The organism is Vibrio xiamenensis, from assembly GCF_900100015.1.
Classification (GTDB): domain Bacteria; phylum Pseudomonadota; class Gammaproteobacteria; order Enterobacterales; family Vibrionaceae; genus Vibrio; species Vibrio xiamenensis.
Genome location: NZ_FNDD01000044.1, coordinates 20,754 through 36,761 on the forward strand (window position 1 = coordinate 20,754; position 16,008 = coordinate 36,761).

Sequence of the window (16,008 nt, forward strand, 5' to 3'; positions counted from 1 at the left end):
TAAGCCGTGCTTAACAAGGGCAAGTAATGAAACCGACTGCAAAAATTTTGGCTGACATCGTGGATGAAGTCAGGCCATTAATCGGCCAAGGAAAAGTGGCGAACTATATTCCGGCACTGGCAAGTGTTGATAACCATAAGCTAGGCATTGCGGTTTATACCAACCAAGGTGAGGTGATTTGCGCAGGAGATGCGGATGAGCCGTTTTCGATTCAATCGATTTCCAAGGTGCTGAGCCTAACTTTGGCGCTTGGTTTGTATACGCCGCAAGAATTGTGGTTGCGCGTGGGTAAAGAGCCATCTGGGCAAGCGTTTAACTCGCTGATTCAGCTAGAAATGGAGCAAGGTATTCCGCGCAATCCGTTTATCAACGCTGGAGCAATTGTGGTGGCGGATATGCTGCAATCGCGTTTGTCGGCGCCGCGCCAACGTTTGATTGAATTTGCCCGTAAGCTATCTGGTAACCCAAGCCTGGTCTACGATAAAGTAGTGGCGGCTTCTGAAATGCTGCACAGTGACCGCAACGCGGCCATCGCTTATTTGATGCGCTCGTTTGGCAATTTTGAAAACGATGTGCTTCCAGTACTCAATAACTATTTCCACGCCTGCGCGGTTCGTATGAGCTGTGTCGACTTAGCCAAAACGTTTAGCTATTTGGCGAACAAAGGACGTATGGTTCACGGCGGTAAGCAGATCATCACCGAAACTCAATCTAAGCAGCTTAACGCTTTGCTTGCGACGTGCGGTTTGTACGATGGTGCTGGCGAGTTCGCTTACCGAGTCGGCATGCCGGGTAAATCTGGTGTTGGCGGCGGTATTGTGGCGATTGTTCCGGGAGATATGACGATTGCGGTATGGTCGCCAGAGCTTGATAGTTCGGGGAACTCCTTAGCCGGAACTCAAGCGCTTGAGTTACTGTCCAAGCGTATCGGACGGTCAATTTTCTAGATCGGTTATTTTGGAGAAACGCATGTCAATTGAAGTTCATCAAGCGCTATTGGCGCAGCTCGGTGACTACCCACAGCTTAAACGGGTGATTGAGCACAATGGTATGCGTGAAATTACCCCTCATCGGCCAGAGGAGTTGCTGCACTATTTGGCGCGTGCGGTGGCAGGTCAGCAACTGTCGACGACGGCAGCGCGCACCATTTGGTCGCGGGTTGAAACGCTGCTCAAGAAGCATCAAGGTTTGCCTGAGTTACTGGTCGACGAGCATTATCAAGCTCTGCGCGATTGTGGGTTGTCGAATGCTAAGGTTAAAACCATTTTAGGCGTCAATCAGGCGCTGCAATCGGGGCAGATTAGCCCAGAAATATTTACCTGTCAGGACGGTGAGTTTATTCGCGCGCAGTTGGTGTCGCTATGGGGAATTGGTCACTGGACCGCTGAAATGGCGCTGATGTTCTTTTTTGCGCTGCCCAATGTATGGTCGCCCGGTGATGCCGCGCTGATGCGCGGGTTAAATCTGATTGCTGACAAAGAGGGCGTTAGCGCTGACGACATTCTCGCTGCCGCCAGCCCTTATCATAGTTATTTGGCGCTGCACATTTGGGCGATGCTTGATGCTGAATTGCTTAAAGATTAGCGCCGCTGGTGATAGCTAAATCTAGCTATTCATCTTCTTCTGCCATAAACGCTTCAAGCAGATCGTTGAGAAACAGTTTACCTTTCTCTGTTATCTGCCAATGGCTGGTAGTTTCACTTAAATAGCCTTTCTCTAGCGCCCAATTAATGGTTGGCGCGATGCTTTCAAGCGCAAGCCCTGTCGTAGCGACAAAGTCTTGTTTCGGGCACGCTTCAAGCAGGCGAAAGCGATTCATAAAGAACTCAAACGGCCGGTCTTCAAGAGCGACTAACTGCTCGCTATCAAGATAAGGTTTAACCATATTTTGGTAGGCGGCCAAATAGCCTTTTGGATGCTTGATTTTAGTGGTGCGCACGATGCGACCATCGGCAAAGCTCAGCTTGCCATGAGCGCCGCAGCCGATGCCTAAGTAATCACCAAAACGCCAGTAATTGAGGTTGTGTTGGCACTGAAAGCCCGGTTTGCTGTAACCGGAAATCTCATACTGAACATAACCCGCAGCGCTGAGTTTTTGATGGCCGCGCTCAAAAATATCCCACAAGTCATCATCGTCTGGCAACGTCGGCGGCTTAGAGTAAAACAGCGTATTTGGCTCAATGGTTAATTGATACCAAGAGAGGTGCGGTGGATTGAGCTCAATCGCTTTATCCAGATCGCTCAGCGCCTGTTCGATACTTTGATCCGGTAAGCCGTGCATCAAATCTAAATTAAAGCTGTTTAGGCCGATTTGATGGGCGAGCTTAGCAGCGTTCTCCGCTTCCTCTTTACCATGAATGCGTCCCAAACGTTTGAGTTTGGCTGGTTCAAAGCTCTGTACGCCAATCGAAATTCGCGTCACGCCCATTTCACGATAGGCTTTAAAACGCTCAGCTTCAATGGTGCCTGGGTTAGCTTCCATGGTGATTTCAATATTGGCCGCAAACGCGATACGCTGTTCAATGCTTTTCAGCAGGCGACCAATCGCAGGCGCCGAAATCAAACTTGGCGTGCCACCGCCAATAAAAATTGAGTGCAGTGGACGGGGATCGCCTTCTAACTGGTAGCGGGCAATATCGCTATCCAAGTCTTCCAGCAGCGCATCGATATAGGCGTCTTCTGGAATTTCATGCTTGAGTTCATGCGAGTTGAAGTCGCAATACGGGCACTTTTGCACACACCAAGGAATGTGGACATACAAACTGAGTGCTGGGGGCGTTATCATCAAAAGCTCGCTTATTGTTGCTCGGCAAGAGTGGCAAATAGTTGTTTGAGCGCTTTACCACGATGCGATAGCTGCTTTTTACGGGCAGGTTCAAGCTCAGCCGACGCGCAACTTTCTTCCGGTACCCAAAACACAGGATCATAACCAAAGCCATTGTCGCCATGAGTTTCCGTTAGAATACGACCTTCCCACTTACCGTGGCAGACGATCGGCGTTGGATCGTTTTCATGGCGCATCAAGACCAATACACAGTGAAAACGCGCGCTGCGCTGATCTTCAGGCACATCTTTCATCGCTTCAAGTAGCTTTTCAATGTTGCTTTGATCGGTTGCGCCAGCGCCTGAGTAACGTGCAGAGTAGATGCCCGGAGCACCTTGTAGGTAATCCACTTCCAAACCAGAATCATCGGCAATGGCAGGTAGGCCAGTTTGTTTGGCTGCGTGGCGCGCTTTGATGATCGCGTTTTCGATAAAAGTGGTGCCAGTTTCAGCCACTTCCGAGACGTTAAACTCGCTTTGCGCGACGACATCAAAACCAAAATCAGCCAATAGGTCGGCCATCTCACGAACTTTGCCCTGGTTGCCAGTGGCGAGCACAATTTTTTTCATCGCTGTCTCTACTTAGGTAATCGAACGGTGAATCGACCGATTACTCTTCTACATAAAATTTTTGAGTGAATTTAAGTTTGCCGCTGCCTTTGATTCCGGCATCGAGATCGATATCAAACGACAAGGTTTCTTCGTCGCTGATGGCAAACTCACTGAGATAATAAATGGCATCGCCTTCTTTGACTTGGCGAAACGCCAGTTGGCGGGTTTGGCCTAAGAGGTTTTTTACGCTGCCGCTGAGTGCCGCTTCGATGGCAGGTTTGCCGGGCGCACGCGTGTCTAACACGCTGATGTTAAGCAGGCCAGTATAACCGTTACGTTTAATTTGATAACTGCGGGCAATTTTAGGGGTAAGAAAGCTAGAGTTAAAGGCCGAATAATGCGCTTCAACTTGCTTGATTTGCTGATATTGCTCAGCATGAGTACTCACGCTAAACAGGCCTGCCAGTAACACCGTTATCCAACCAAATTTCATCATCGCTGCTCTGTAAAATGAAAAGCCATCACAGGATGGCTTTTATATCGTCGGGAATTTGCTGTGGCGAGTGGATTCGCACTTGCTTGTGCCGGCCAAGCTCGCCTTTTTCAATATCAACCAAGCCTTTTGCGACCTTAAACAGCTTAGCCAAATACTTACTTAAATGGGCATTGGCTTTGCCGTCTACAGGTGGTGCGGTAATTGCGACTTTCAACTCTTCACCGTGCAAGCCGACGATCTTATCGCGGCTTGCTTTGGGTTGAATATAGAGACGCAAAACCACATCGTCTCCGTCTTTCCATACCGCTTGCGACATTATAGTTGATACCAAAGTGGGCCGATAAGATCGCCCATTAAGAAGTTCGCAAATTGTAGGGCAATAAATAGTACCAATACGCTGAAATCAAAACCGCCCATCGCTGGAATAATGCGGCGAATTGGCGCTAGCATTGGCTCGGTTAATTGATGGAATACGTATTCGATTGGGCTACGGCCTTGGCTTACCCAGCTTAGAATCGCGCGAATCAATAGCACCCAGAACAGCAAACCGCCCGCTGCTTTCAGAAGCGATAGACCGCCAAGTATCAAGAACGAAGAATCGAACGAAACCGAACCGCGAGATTGAATCAAAATAAGCGCCACGTATTTAAGAACGCACAGTACGTAAGCAAATAGTATGGTGGCGAGATCGATACTGCCGATAGACGGAATAAAGCGACGAAGTGGGCCAACGATCGGTTGGGTCGCTTTAACCACAAATTGGGAAAATGGGTTATAGAAATCAGCGCGCGCGGCTTGTAACCAGATGCGTAAAATCACCACCATGATATACAAGTCAAACAACGTCGATATCAAAAAACTCATTGAATTCATATATGACCCTTAGTTAAGAGCAGAGCAATTCTGCGTGATTAGAATAATTTTTCCATTTCTTCTGCGCGAGCCACCGCTGCGCGCATCGCTTTAGCTACTATGTCGCTAAGCTGATTGTCATTAAAGGTTTTCAGTGCTTCTGCGGTTGTGCCGCCTTTAGAGGTGACTTGCTCGCGAAGCGTTGATAGTTCGGTGTCTGGGTTGGCGACCACCATTTCAGCCGCGCCAAGGGCGGCTTGCTGAACCAGTTGGCGTGCAGTTTGATGATCAAACCCTTGTGCCACAGCTTCTGTTTGCATTGCTTCAAGGAACAGGAAGAAATATGCCGGCGCACTGCCCGCTGCTGCAATCACATTGTTGATGCCAGACTCCTGTTCAACCCAGCAAATCTCGCCGACCAGTGACATGAGATCGCCTGCGAACTGGCGTTGCTGCGGGCTAACATGCTCAGGTGCAAATAAGCCGCTCATGCCTTTGCCGATTAGCGAAGGCGTGTTTGGCATCACGCGAACCAGATTGAGTTTGGTGGCAAACATTTCGTCAAAACGGGCGGCGTTGATTCCGGCGGCGATAGAAATGACCAGCTTGTCGCTGTAATCAATCGCTTGTAAGCCTTTAGCAACATCGGCCATGAGTTGAGGTTTGACCGCCATCACGATGACATCAGCATCTTGCGCTGCTTTGGCGTTGTCTGAGTCGGTATTGACCGCATACTTTTCGGCGAGGGCATCACGAGTGCTTTGACTTGGTGCGGTTGCGGTAATCAACTCGGCAGGGTAGCCATTGGCGATCATGCCAGAGATGATTGAGCGCGCCATATTGCCAGCGCCGATAAAGGTGATCTTCTTGTGTTCCATGACGGTCTGTTCCTGACTGTTTGTGTGATTCGTCTTAATCTGGTTTTACGCTTTGCTGGAATAGTCGCGAGCACCGAAAATAGCGGTGCCGATACGAACCATAGTGCTACCTGCTTCAATCGCGGCTTCCATGTCACCGGACATACCCATCGAGAGCGTATCGATGTTTGGGTAGCGTTTTTGCAGCTGCGTTTGCAACTCCGCGAGACGTTGAAAGGTCGCCAGCTGCGCGGCATGGTCATCAACATTCGCTGGAATTGACATCAATCCTCTTAAGGTGAGGTTGGGAAGTGACGAAATCAACTCTGCGAGGGCAAATATTTGCTCAGGTTCGACGCCAGACTTAGACGCTTCGCCGCTGATATTCACTTGAATCAGCACTTGTAAATCGGGCAAGTCTGATGGGCGTTGATCGTTTAAACGCTGGGCAGTTTTGTCGCGGTCGATGGTATGAACCCAATCGAAATGTTCGGCCACTAGGCGCGTTTTGTTGGATTGAATCGGGCCAATGAAGTGCCATTCCAGCTCAAGATCGGGATGGTGCTCGGCAAAAAACTGCACTTTGTCGACGCCTTCTTGGACGTAATTTTCGCCAAATGCGCGTTGACCTGCCTGCGCTGCTTCGAGGATGGCATCATTCGGTTTGGTTTTACTCACCGCCAGAAGTTGCACCGAGTCTCGAGCTCGTCCACACTTTTGTTGTACGTCGGCAATTTGCGAGGTGATATGTTCAATATTTTGTTGAATACTACTCATGGCTAACTTTACTAAGGAAAATAAATGGATATCGCTGAGTTACTGGAATTTAGTGTAAAGCATAATGCATCAGATCTACATCTTTCTGCAGGTGTTTCTCCAATGGTACGTATAGATGGCGAAGTTAGAAAGCTTGGCGTACCGGCTTTGAGCCATGAAGAGGTGCATCGTTTAGTTTTTGAGATCATGAGTGACAGTCAGCGCAGCGAATTTGAGGAGCGTCTCGAAGTCGATTTTTCCTGTCAGCTGCCGAACATTGGCCGCTTTCGTGTTAACGCCTTTAATCAAGCTCGCGGTTGCTCAGCGGTGTTTCGTACCATTCCGACCGAAATTCCGACTTTGGAGCAGCTCGATGCACCAGAGATCTTTAGTAAAATTGCCAACTATGAAAAAGGTTTGGTGTTGGTAACGGGCCCAACCGGGTCGGGTAAATCTACCACACTGGCGGCGATGGTCGATTACATTAATCGCCGTCACAACAAGCATATTCTGACCATTGAAGATCCGATTGAGTTTGTGCACAGCAATCATAAGTGTTTGGTGAACCAGCGTGAAGTGCACCGTGATACTCACAGTTTTAGTAATGCGCTACGTAGCGCACTTCGTGAAGATCCAGATGTGATTTTGGTCGGTGAGCTGCGAGACCAAGAGACCATCAGTTTGGCGTTGACTGCCGCTGAAACCGGGCATCTGGTGTTTGGCACTTTGCATACCAGTTCGGCGGCAAAAACCATCGACCGAATTATCGATGTCTTTCCAGCTGGCGATAAGTCGATGGTGCGCTCGATGCTGTCGGAATCGCTGCGTGCAGTGATTGCGCAAAAACTGCTGAAACGTGTCGGTGGTGGGCGAGTTGCGTGTCATGAAGTGATGATGGCAACCCCAGCCATTCGCAACTTGATTCGCGAAGACAAAGTCGCGCAGATGGTGTCTGTGATTCAAACTGGCGCCGCGAGTGGCATGCAGACGATGGAGCAAAACGCCAAGCAATTATTGGCGCAAGGGCTAGTCGCGCCTGAAGAAGTGGCGCAGAAAATTGAAATCGAAACTTCACTGTTTTAAGGGCGGCGATGAAACTGTTTGATTGTCTCAATCACATGCGGGTTAGCAATGCCTCTGACCTGTATATTACGGTCGGTGCGGCGCTGCAGTATCGCGTTGATGGTGCTCTGAAGGCCCATGGCGAGGTGCTAAGTAATGATCAAGTTCACGCGCTGCTCAGTGACGCGATGGATGACGCCAGGCGCGAAGACTTTTATCACACCCATGAGGCCAACTTCGCGCTGGTCAATGATTCAGGCCGTTATCGAGTGAGCGCTTTCTATCAACGCGAGCAACCTGGCGCGGTTATTCGCCGCATTGAAACCGACATTCCCACCTTTGAGCAGCTAACATTACCGCCGGTGTTGCAGTCTTTAGCGTTGGCGAAGCGCGGCTTAGTGCTGGTGGTTGGTGCCACCGGTTCAGGTAAATCGACCACACTGGCAGCAATGACCGGATATCGCAATCAACATAGCAGTGGGCATATCTTGACCGTTGAAGATCCGATTGAGTTTGTTCACCCTCACCAAGGTTGTATTGTGACTCAGCGTGAAGTCGGGCTGGATACAGAAAGCTACCAAGTGGCGCTTAAGAATTCGCTGCGTCAGGCGCCGGATATGATAGTGATTGGTGAAATTCGTAATCGTGAAACTATGGAATACGCAATGCAGTTTGCGGAAACTGGCCATCTGTGCCTCGCAACGCTGCATGCCAACAATGCCAATCAAGCCCTTGAACGTATTTTGCATTTGATGCCCAAAGGTCAGCGTGAACAGTTTCTGTTTGATTTATCATTGAATTTAAAAGGTGTGATTGGCCAGCAATTATTGCGCTCCACGCAAGCAAGTGGCCGTCATGGCGTGTTTGAAGTTTTGCTCAATTCGCCGCGTATCGCTGACTTGATTCGCCAAGGTGAGCTGCATGAGCTGAAAAGCGCGATGGCTAAATCGCGCGATGCTGGTATGCAGACCTTTGACCAAGCGCTGTATCAGTTAGTATGTGATGGTAAAATCGACGTTGACCAAGCGCTGCACAGCGCCGATTCGGCCAATGATTTGCGTTTGATGCTCAAGACTAGCCAATCGAGCGGTGGTACAAGTTCGCTCGACGGCGTCAGCATTGATATGGATTAACCAATCTAAGCCAATCAAAATCTCAACCAGTAAAAAAAGCTTGGCGGGAAACCAAGCTTTTTATGTGAGCCTTTTCAATAACTCGACCTGTCAATTTGTTCAGCTAACCGATACTTTAAAAGCCGCCGGTTATCTGTTTATCTGGCTATTCGCCCCACTGGGCTTCAAACCAACTTTCCAGAATCACGACCGCCGATTGGCAGTCGATATTGCCTTTACTTAGCGCTTTATAGCCGCCCATTTCAAATAGTTCAGCGCGCGCTTCTGCGGTCGAAAGTCGCTCGTCATGCAGTTCGACCGGTAAACCAAAGCGACCGTGCAGACGGTTGGCAAACTTTTTCGCTCGCGGAGTGATGGTTTCTAATTCTTTGCCACGCACGTCGGTTGGCAAACCGACCACAAGCAGTTGTGGTTGCCACTCTTTGAGGACTTTTTCGATGTCGTCCCAGTTTGGCGTGCCGTCGTTGGCTTTAAAGGCACGCAGTGGTGAGGCGGTCCCGGTAATTTCTTGGCCGATGGCGCTACCGATACTTTTGGTGCCAAAGTCAAAGGCGATGATGGTTCTTGAGGTCATGATGTTCTGCTGTATAAAAAGCCAAAGGCCATGCGATTAGGCATGGCCTGCTTGGCTGGAAAGTTGCGCCGCTTCGATGCCGAGCATCTGCACAGCGCGATTCCAGCGCTCATTGATTGGAGTGTCAAAAATGACGTCTGGATCCGCTTCAATCGTGAGCCACGAATTTTCCGCCAACTCGAGTTCCAGTTGTCCTGCGTCCCAACCGGCATAACCAAGCGCGACGATATAGTTGCTTGGTTCAGCTTCAGTACCCAGCACGCTGAGAATATCGCGCGAGGTGGTCACCGAGATTTGATCGGTCATCTGCACGCTCGATTCATAATGATCTTTCGGCTTATGTAAAATAAATCCGCGATCTTCTGACACTGGCCCACCGTTTAACACCGGCTTTTCCAAACTCGTGGTATTTAATTGTGGATGAACGGGCTCAATGTCGACCTGTTTAAGCATTTTGCCCACAGTAATGTCGACTGGCGCGTTGATCACAAGCCCCATAGCACCTTCTTCATTGTGCTCACACACATAGATAACGCGGTGCTGAAAGTAAGGATCTTTCATGCCAGGCATGGCAACTAAAAAATGATTGGTCAAATTCATAGCGACTCCAATCTATAAAGGTGGCACCAAATCCAGTTTGATGCCGCTGTTATGATTAGCCCTGATTTACTCGACGCTCAATCGCGTCCATCAGTTTCCCTGTGATTGAGATATCAAAGGCAGCTTCGATTTCACGAATACAGGTTGGGCTGGTTACATTTATCTCTGTTAATTTATCGCCGATGACATCAAGTCCGACAAAAATCAGACCCTTCTGTTTAAGTGTAGGCGCTACGGCGTTAGCAATCTGTTTATCTGTTTCACTTAGCGGGCGAGCTTCACCGCGTCCACCAGCGGCTAAGTTACCGCGTGTTTCACCTTTGGCTGGAATACGCGCTAAGCAGTATGGCATTGGTTCGCCATCCACCACCAGAATGCGTTTATCGCCATTGCTAATATCTGGAACAAACGTCTGAGCCATCGCATAGTTTTGGCCGTGATTGGTAAGCGTTTCAATGATCACTGACACGTTTGGATCATTCTCTTTGACGCGGAAAATAGACGCGCCGCCCATTCCATCCAAAGGTTTAAGGATCACATCGCCATGTTGTTCGCGAAAGGCTTTAATTTTTTCTGCTTTGCGCGTCACCATAGTGGTTGGCGTTAGCTCTGGGAACCAAGCGGTGAACAGTTTTTCGTTACAATCGCGCAGGCTTTGCGGTTTGTTGACGATTAATGTGCCTTGCTCTTCAGCGCGCTCAAGAATGTAAGTGGCGTAGATAAACTCGGTATCAAACGGCGGATCTTTACGCATCAAAATCGCATCAAGCTCAGCCAGTTTAATGGTTTGCTCAGCGGTAAATTCATACCAGTTGGCTGGATCTTCTCTTAGCGTTACGGTTTTGGTATCGGCGAATGCTACACCTTGTTCAAGGTGGAGATCTTGCATTTCCATGTAGTGGATCTCATAACCACGACGCTGCGCTTCAAGCATCATCGCGAAGCTGGAATCTTTTTTGATGTTGATGTCCGCAATTGGGTCCATCACGATGCCGAGTTTAATCATTGAGCTTCTCCAGTTAACCAAGGTCGCCAAAGCGAACTTGTAGGGCAGTAATTGCAGTCAGAGCCGCAGTTTCGGTGCGCAGTACGCGAGGACCGAGTAGCGTCTCTTCAAATTGGTATTGATGGGTCATGTCGATTTCATCGCTGGATAAACCGCCTTCAGGGCCAATCAACAGGCGCACTTTAGTGACCGGAGTCGGCAGCGTGTTGATGGAATATTTGGCGCGCGGATGAAGATTGAGTTTGAGACCATCGTACTCCTCTTGGCACCACTCTTCCAACGCCATAATCGGGCGGATTTCTGGCACTATGTTGCGTCCGCTTTGCTCGCACGCGGCAATCGCAATTTTTTGCCACTGCAGAAGTTTTTTCTCAAACCGTTTCGGATCAAGTTTTACGCCGCAACGCTCTGAAATTAGCGGAGTAATCACGTTAACGCCAAGCTCGACTGACTTTTGAATGGTGAATTCCATTTTGTCGCCACGTGAAATCACTTGGCCAAGGTGTAAGTCGAGTGGTGATTCGATGCTGCGTTCAACCCGCTGTGAAATCTTAACCACAACCTGTTTTTTACTGACTTCTTCGATCAGTGCAGGAAATTCAGCGCCGCTGCCATCAAACAGCAGTACTTCTTGACCGGGTTTCATGCGTAATACACGACCAACGTGGCCTGCGGCATCTTCGCTTAAAGCGAGCGAATCGAGGGTGACAATCAGTTCTGGGTGATAAATACGAGGAATGCGCATGGTGGTTTGAATGTTCCAACAAATAGTTAACCACTAACATGGATGCTTTATGTTGAAAAAACAAGGGGCAAATGGCGATTTGCCCCGGTGAAATCAATGCGGTTTATCTTGGGTGGCAGGCTTTGACAACAAACGGATTATGGTTACCTTGAATGTCGGCGATGCGCTCATCGCGCTCGCATTCCCAACGGTCGGCTGGGTAGGTGTTATTCCATGCATTCATTAAGTTGGTTTGCTGCTTAGACAGCCTAAATCCGTATTTTTGGCTCATGTATAGATAAGTGCGCGCAATTGAGCCGCGCGCGCGATCCGGTGGCATAACTTTGCGCTGTTTGAAGTTCACTTGCATCTCGCAGCGCCCATAAGAAACGCCATCCAAGCCGTTCCATTGGCTGAAGTTGTAGTTAGAACGATCGCTGTTGACTTCACCAATCGCGGGGGTGAGGTTGTGTAAATCGGCTTCCATACGACGAAACAGTGTGTCGTGGCGTGAGCAGTTTTTTCGTCCGCCGTTTTGCCAGCATTGTAGCTGGTGGCCAAATTGCCAGGCAGGCACCACGTGTTCCCATTCAATGCGCTGAGCTCGTTTTGGCTGCTTACGAACTTGGTATCCGCAGCGATTGAGCTCTGGTACGCCTTTCTTTCCGCTCCACTTGATATCGCAGCCGCAATAAAAACTGACAGGATGCGTTTGATAGATTTTTAGTGCTTGAGTTTTGGCACTTGAGAATGAACTTGGGTGGCTAGCAAAAGCGCTAAAGGTAGCAAGGAAAGCAAAAAGCCCTGACCAAAATCGTATCGATACCATGGTATAAAAGTCTTAGAAAAGTATGACGAAGTACATCCTATCATGCATTTTTGAATGAAAAAAATGTCAGCACTTTTCAAAACTTTGAATTGTATCGGTTAGCTAAGTTGGGTCCCGGTAAACTCCAGCATTTGATGACAGCGTTGGCAACGGTACTGGGCTTGGCCTTTTTGAATTTTGTTGTGGCGGCGAATGGTGAGCGAATGAGTTTGGCAGTCGCAGCGATAAGCAAAGGTTTTCCCTTGTACTGAAGTGACGGCGAATTGATGAGTGGTACGTGGCTGAACACCAAATACTTGCGCCATCACCATTTGCCACTCTTTGCCATGCGGCTTTACGCGGCCAAACACTTGCCAGGTAATCAGATGCGCGACTTCGTGAGGAATCACCTCTTCGATAAAATCTTCTTGATTTTCAGCAAATAGGGTTGGGTTGAGACGAATTTCATTGAGCTGTAGATACGCTTTTCCCGCGCTGCGGCCACGCAGTTTGTAGTTCAAACTTGGATTGACAAATTGGCGTGAGAACTTAGTCGAGGCAAGTTGAATACAGCGCGCGACTTGAGCCGTGGCTCGGTAATGCAGTTCAAAATTGTTCATCGGGCTTCCAACTGACAGCGAAAAAAAAACTCGGCGCTAAGCCGAGTTAAATATCATACCAGTCAGAGACTGAAGTTAGGAGACATCATGGAGTATGTTTTTTCTTAATGGTTTCTTGGTAGGCGTGCCAAGTTGCAAATCCGAGGACAGGCATAGTCACTAACATGCCAATGCCGTAAGTCGCGAAGCCGATCAACAGGCCACCGCCAATCAGTGCAGCCCAAACAATCATCGCGGGAACGTTAGATTTGACGGCGTTAAAACTGGTGAAGATGGCGGTCATCATATCGACGCGTCGTTCCATCATCAGGGGGATTGAGAATGCGGCTAAACTGAATACCACACTCGCTAGCACCATGCCAACCAGAGTTCCAACCAGCAAAAATGGTACAAACTCTGTGAGCGGCGCACCCTGAACCGAAGGGTAGAGAGCATGCAATAGGGCAGCGATTCGCATCCAGAAAATCATCGCTACCACGAGCAGCACTACAAATGCCCATTGCGAGGTCGAATTACGTTTGAGTGCTTTCATCGAATGCAGCAGTTTGGCACTGTGACCGCGTTCGCGTTGCCAACTGGCGTCGTAGAGGCCAAGCGCCAGAAATGGCCCGATCAGCATAAACACCACCAGGCTTGGCATGACGACTAAATGCGTGCCTTGCCATTCAACCAGCAACACAATACCTATGGCCGCGGCCATAAAGCACACACCATAAAACAAGCTGATGAGCGGCATACGCACGAAGTCGTTAAGGCCGAGTGCAAGCCAGTGAAAGGGCGCCGATATAGAGAGAGTTTTACACGGGATAGTCCGCGCGTATTCGCTGTCAGGGATGGCCTTTGACTTAGCGGGCAACGGGCTGCGATGGAGCGTTTGAGGCATAGTTCCTCCTAACGACCAGCCCAGAATGACACACCAACCTAGACTGTCGAGTTACGGCGTTTTTAACATTTATGTAACTATTGGTCGGAAACTAAAAAAATACAATGTGGTGATGAAAATATTTTATAAAGTCAAAAGCGAAGCAATAAAAAAGCCTCGCGGTAATGCGAGGCTCTTTCAGCAACTGGGGCGAATTATTTTAGACCAGCAAAGTCGCGTAGTAGAGCGGCTTTATCGGTTTTCTCCCAAGGGAATTCATCACGACCGAAGTGACCGTAAGCGGCGGTCTTCTTGTAGATCGGTTGTAGCAGGTTAAGCATTTCTTGAATGCCGTATGGGCGAAGTTCAAAGTGTTGGCGTACTGCTTCAACGATGATTTCAGATGACACTTTCTCTGTGCCAAAAGTTTCAACCATGATTGAAGTTGGCTCAGCGATACCGATAGCGTAAGACAGTTGGATTTCACAACGATCGGCAAGACCTGCGGCAACGATGTTCTTCGCTACGTAACGCGCTGCGTAAGCGGCACTACGGTCTACTTTTGATGGATCTTTACCAGAGAATGCACCGCCGCCGTGACGTGCTGCGCCGCCGTAGGTATCAACAATGATCTTACGACCAGTCAGACCACAGTCACCCATTGGACCACCGATAACGAAACGACCGGTTGGGTTGATGAAGTACTTGGTATCTTTGTTTAGCCATTCTGCTGGCAACACTGGCTTGATGATCTCTTCCATGACCGCTTCGCGAAGATCAGGCGTTGAGATTGAGTCAGCGTGTTGAGTTGAGAGTACCACTGCGTCGATACCAACGATTTTGCCTTGGTCATACTGGAAAGTAACCTGAGATTTAGCATCAGGACGTAGCCAAGGAAGCGTGCCGTTTTTACGCACTTCCGCTTGTTTTTGAACTAGGCGGTGAGAGTAAGTGATCGGTGCTGGCATCAGAACGTCGGTTTCGTTACATGCGTAACCAAACATAATACCTTGGTCACCCGCGCCTTGCTCTTTTGGATCGGCTTTATCAACGCCTTGGTTGATATCTGGAGACTGTTTACCAATAGTGTTCAATACAGCACAAGAGTCTGCATCAAAGCCCATGTCTGAGTGAACATAACCGATTTCACGCACAGTTTTACGAGTCAATTCTTCGATATCAACCCAAGCCGAAGTAGTGACTTCACCACCGACCATTACCATGCCTGTTTTCACGTATGTTTCACATGCTACGCGTGCCTTTGGATCCTGTTCAAGAATGGCATCAAGAACAGCATCAGAAATTTGGTCTGCGATTTTATCTGGATGACCTTCTGAAACAGACTCAGAAGTAAACAGGTGCTTAGCCATGAGAGCTCCACTATTTTTAGTTAACGATGAACTATTAGTTAACGATGAACGCTGGTGTTAGCATCCTATCGAATAGACAAAAATTGTAGGTGTTTCTACATCTAGACGTCTATTCTAGTTTTGAATGGTCGAATTACAAGTTATTTTTTCACGTCACGATAGGTAAACGATTGCATTTAAACGGCACAAAATAGGGTTAGTTGCACAAGTTGAGCCAACCAATAGCGTGACTTTGATGAGAGTTCGCCGCCAAAAAGTTTGCACGCTTATAGGGGCTTTGCGACAATGCCGACAGTTTTTTCTTACCCTCAACTGGCTTACTTTTAGGAGCAGACATGCCTTCTAGCAATTCTCTTTCTCGCCGAGAACTGGCTAACGCGATCCGTGCCCTTTCTATGGATGGTGTTCAACAAGCAAACTCTGGTCACCCAGGCGCCCCAATGGGCATGGCGGACATCGCTGAAGTTCTTTGGCGTTCACACCTAAACCACAACCCAGCGAACCCTAACTGGGCTGACCGCGACCGTTTTGTGCTATCAAACGGCCACGGCTCAATGCTGATCTACTCTTTGCTGCACCTGTCTGGCTACGATTTGCCAATTGAAGAGCTGAAGAACTTCCGTCAGCTGCACTCAAAAACTCCAGGTCACCCTGAGTACGGCTACGCGCCGGGCATCGAAACCACCACAGGTCCACTAGGTCAAGGCATCACCAATGCGGTGGGTATGGCACTGGCGGAAAAATCCCTTGCCGCGCAGTTCAATAAAGAAGGTCACGACATCGTTGACCACTTTACTTACGCGTTCCTTGGCGATGGCTGCTTGATGGAAGGTATCTCTCACGAAGCTTGTTCACTTGCCGGTACACTTGGCCTTGGCAAACTGATTGCGTTCTGGGATGACAACGGCATTTC

Annotated in this window: 20 protein-coding genes and 1 pseudogene; 5 read left to right on the forward strand and 16 right to left on the reverse strand. The window is 48.9% G+C overall.

Going from position 1 to position 16,008, the window contains the following annotated elements; genetic code table 11:
• Positions 1–26 precede the first annotated feature (26 nt).
• Together glsB and BLS03_RS23530 are read left to right on the forward strand one after the other, a co-directional pair.
• Positions 27–947 (forward strand): glutaminase B, encoded by a 921-nt coding sequence (gene glsB, locus BLS03_RS23525; RefSeq protein WP_093279309.1) that lies wholly within the window; start codon positions 27–29, stop codon positions 945–947.
• Between the two features lie 22 nt (positions 948–969).
• Entirely contained in the window at positions 970–1,584 is a 615-nt protein-coding gene (locus BLS03_RS23530) for a DNA-3-methyladenine glycosylase family protein (protein WP_176765675.1), read from the forward strand.
• Between the two features lie 25 nt (positions 1,585–1,609).
• On the opposite strand, the gene hemW is transcribed toward BLS03_RS23530, so the two are convergent.
• Genes hemW through BLS03_RS23565 form a run of 7 tightly spaced genes read right to left on the reverse strand, consistent with a single transcriptional unit; the run spans position 1,610 to position 6,357 of the window.
• Positions 1,610–2,785, reverse strand: a complete 1,176-nt coding sequence (gene hemW / locus BLS03_RS23535) for a radical SAM family heme chaperone HemW (protein WP_093279311.1) — start codon at positions 2,783–2,785, stop codon at positions 1,610–1,612.
• An 11-nt stretch (positions 2,786–2,796) separates the two neighbouring features.
• Positions 2,797–3,393, reverse strand: a complete 597-nt coding sequence (locus BLS03_RS23540; protein ID WP_093279312.1) for an XTP/dITP diphosphatase — start codon at positions 3,391–3,393, stop codon at positions 2,797–2,799.
• 40 nt (positions 3,394–3,433) lie between these two features.
• Positions 3,434–3,868, reverse strand: coding sequence for a DUF4426 domain-containing protein (locus tag BLS03_RS23545; protein ID WP_093279326.1), 435 nt, complete (start codon positions 3,866–3,868; stop codon positions 3,434–3,436).
• Positions 3,869–3,896: 28 nt separating this feature from the next.
• Positions 3,897–4,187 carry a DUF167 family protein YggU gene (yggU, locus tag BLS03_RS23550; RefSeq protein ID WP_093279313.1) on the reverse strand — a complete coding sequence of 97 codons (291 nt, stop codon included), beginning with the start codon at positions 4,185–4,187 and terminating at the stop codon, positions 3,897–3,899.
• On the reverse strand, positions 4,187–4,744 hold the full coding sequence (locus BLS03_RS23555; protein WP_093279314.1) for a YggT family protein: 558 nt from the start codon (positions 4,742–4,744) through the stop codon (positions 4,187–4,189). Before BLS03_RS23555 ends, yggU begins: the two co-directional genes overlap by 1 nt.
• Before the next feature lie 38 nt (positions 4,745–4,782).
• Entirely contained in the window at positions 4,783–5,601 is an 819-nt protein-coding gene (proC, locus tag BLS03_RS23560; RefSeq protein WP_093279315.1) for a pyrroline-5-carboxylate reductase, read from the reverse strand.
• Positions 5,602–5,646: 45 nt separating this feature from the next.
• Positions 5,647–6,357: a YggS family pyridoxal phosphate-dependent enzyme gene (locus BLS03_RS23565; protein WP_093279316.1), complete on the reverse strand. Its 711-nt coding sequence runs from the start codon at positions 6,355–6,357 to the stop codon at positions 5,647–5,649.
• A gap of 24 nt (positions 6,358–6,381) precedes the next feature.
• Between BLS03_RS23565 and BLS03_RS23570 the strand changes: the two genes are divergently transcribed.
• Positions 6,382–7,419 carry a type IV pilus twitching motility protein PilT gene (locus BLS03_RS23570; protein WP_093279317.1) on the forward strand — a complete coding sequence of 346 codons (1,038 nt, stop codon included), beginning with the start codon at positions 6,382–6,384 and terminating at the stop codon, positions 7,417–7,419.
• Positions 7,420–7,427: 8 nt separating this feature from the next.
• Positions 7,428–8,531: a PilT/PilU family type 4a pilus ATPase gene (locus BLS03_RS23575; protein ID WP_093279318.1), complete on the forward strand. Its 1,104-nt coding sequence runs from the start codon at positions 7,428–7,430 to the stop codon at positions 8,529–8,531.
• 145 nt (positions 8,532–8,676) lie between these two features.
• On the opposite strand, the gene ruvX is transcribed toward BLS03_RS23575, so the two are convergent.
• From ruvX to BLS03_RS25765, 9 genes are all read right to left on the reverse strand, one after another.
• Positions 8,677–9,105, reverse strand: coding sequence for a Holliday junction resolvase RuvX (gene ruvX, locus BLS03_RS23580; RefSeq protein ID WP_093279319.1), 429 nt, complete (start codon positions 9,103–9,105; stop codon positions 8,677–8,679).
• 36 nt (positions 9,106–9,141) lie between these two features.
• A complete protein-coding gene (locus BLS03_RS23585) occupies positions 9,142–9,705 on the reverse strand; it encodes a YqgE/AlgH family protein (RefSeq protein WP_093279320.1) in 564 nt (187 codons plus the stop codon).
• Between the two features lie 55 nt (positions 9,706–9,760).
• The gene (gene gshB / locus BLS03_RS23590; RefSeq protein ID WP_093279321.1) at positions 9,761–10,711 is read right to left on the reverse strand and encodes a glutathione synthase; all 951 of its coding nucleotides are present in this window, start codon (positions 10,709–10,711) and stop codon (positions 9,761–9,763) included.
• 13 nt (positions 10,712–10,724) lie between these two features.
• The gene (gene rsmE / locus BLS03_RS23595) at positions 10,725–11,456 is read right to left on the reverse strand and encodes a 16S rRNA (uracil(1498)-N(3))-methyltransferase (protein WP_093279322.1); all 732 of its coding nucleotides are present in this window, start codon (positions 11,454–11,456) and stop codon (positions 10,725–10,727) included.
• 103 nt (positions 11,457–11,559) lie between these two features.
• Complete coding sequence (locus BLS03_RS23600; protein WP_176765677.1) at positions 11,560–12,264, reverse strand: endonuclease; 705 nt, start codon at positions 12,262–12,264, stop codon at positions 11,560–11,562.
• A gap of 98 nt (positions 12,265–12,362) precedes the next feature.
• Entirely contained in the window at positions 12,363–12,863 is a 501-nt protein-coding gene (locus tag BLS03_RS23605; RefSeq protein WP_093279323.1) for a SprT family zinc-dependent metalloprotease, read from the reverse strand.
• A gap of 85 nt (positions 12,864–12,948) precedes the next feature.
• Positions 12,949–13,746 carry a DUF2189 domain-containing protein gene (locus BLS03_RS23610; RefSeq protein WP_093279324.1) on the reverse strand — a complete coding sequence of 266 codons (798 nt, stop codon included), beginning with the start codon at positions 13,744–13,746 and terminating at the stop codon, positions 12,949–12,951.
• 194 nt (positions 13,747–13,940) lie between these two features.
• A complete protein-coding gene (metK, locus tag BLS03_RS23615; RefSeq protein WP_093279325.1) occupies positions 13,941–15,095 on the reverse strand; it encodes a methionine adenosyltransferase in 1,155 nt (384 codons plus the stop codon).
• Between the two features lie 196 nt (positions 15,096–15,291).
• Positions 15,292–15,432 (reverse strand): hypothetical protein, encoded by a 141-nt coding sequence (locus BLS03_RS25765; protein WP_176765678.1) that lies wholly within the window; start codon positions 15,430–15,432, stop codon positions 15,292–15,294.
• On the opposite strand from BLS03_RS25765, the pseudogene BLS03_RS23620 reads away from it, so the two are divergent.
• Positions 15,431–16,008: pseudogene (locus BLS03_RS23620) on the forward strand (transketolase); the annotation flags it as partial. The gene BLS03_RS25765 and the pseudogene BLS03_RS23620 sit on opposite strands and share 2 nt — an antisense overlap.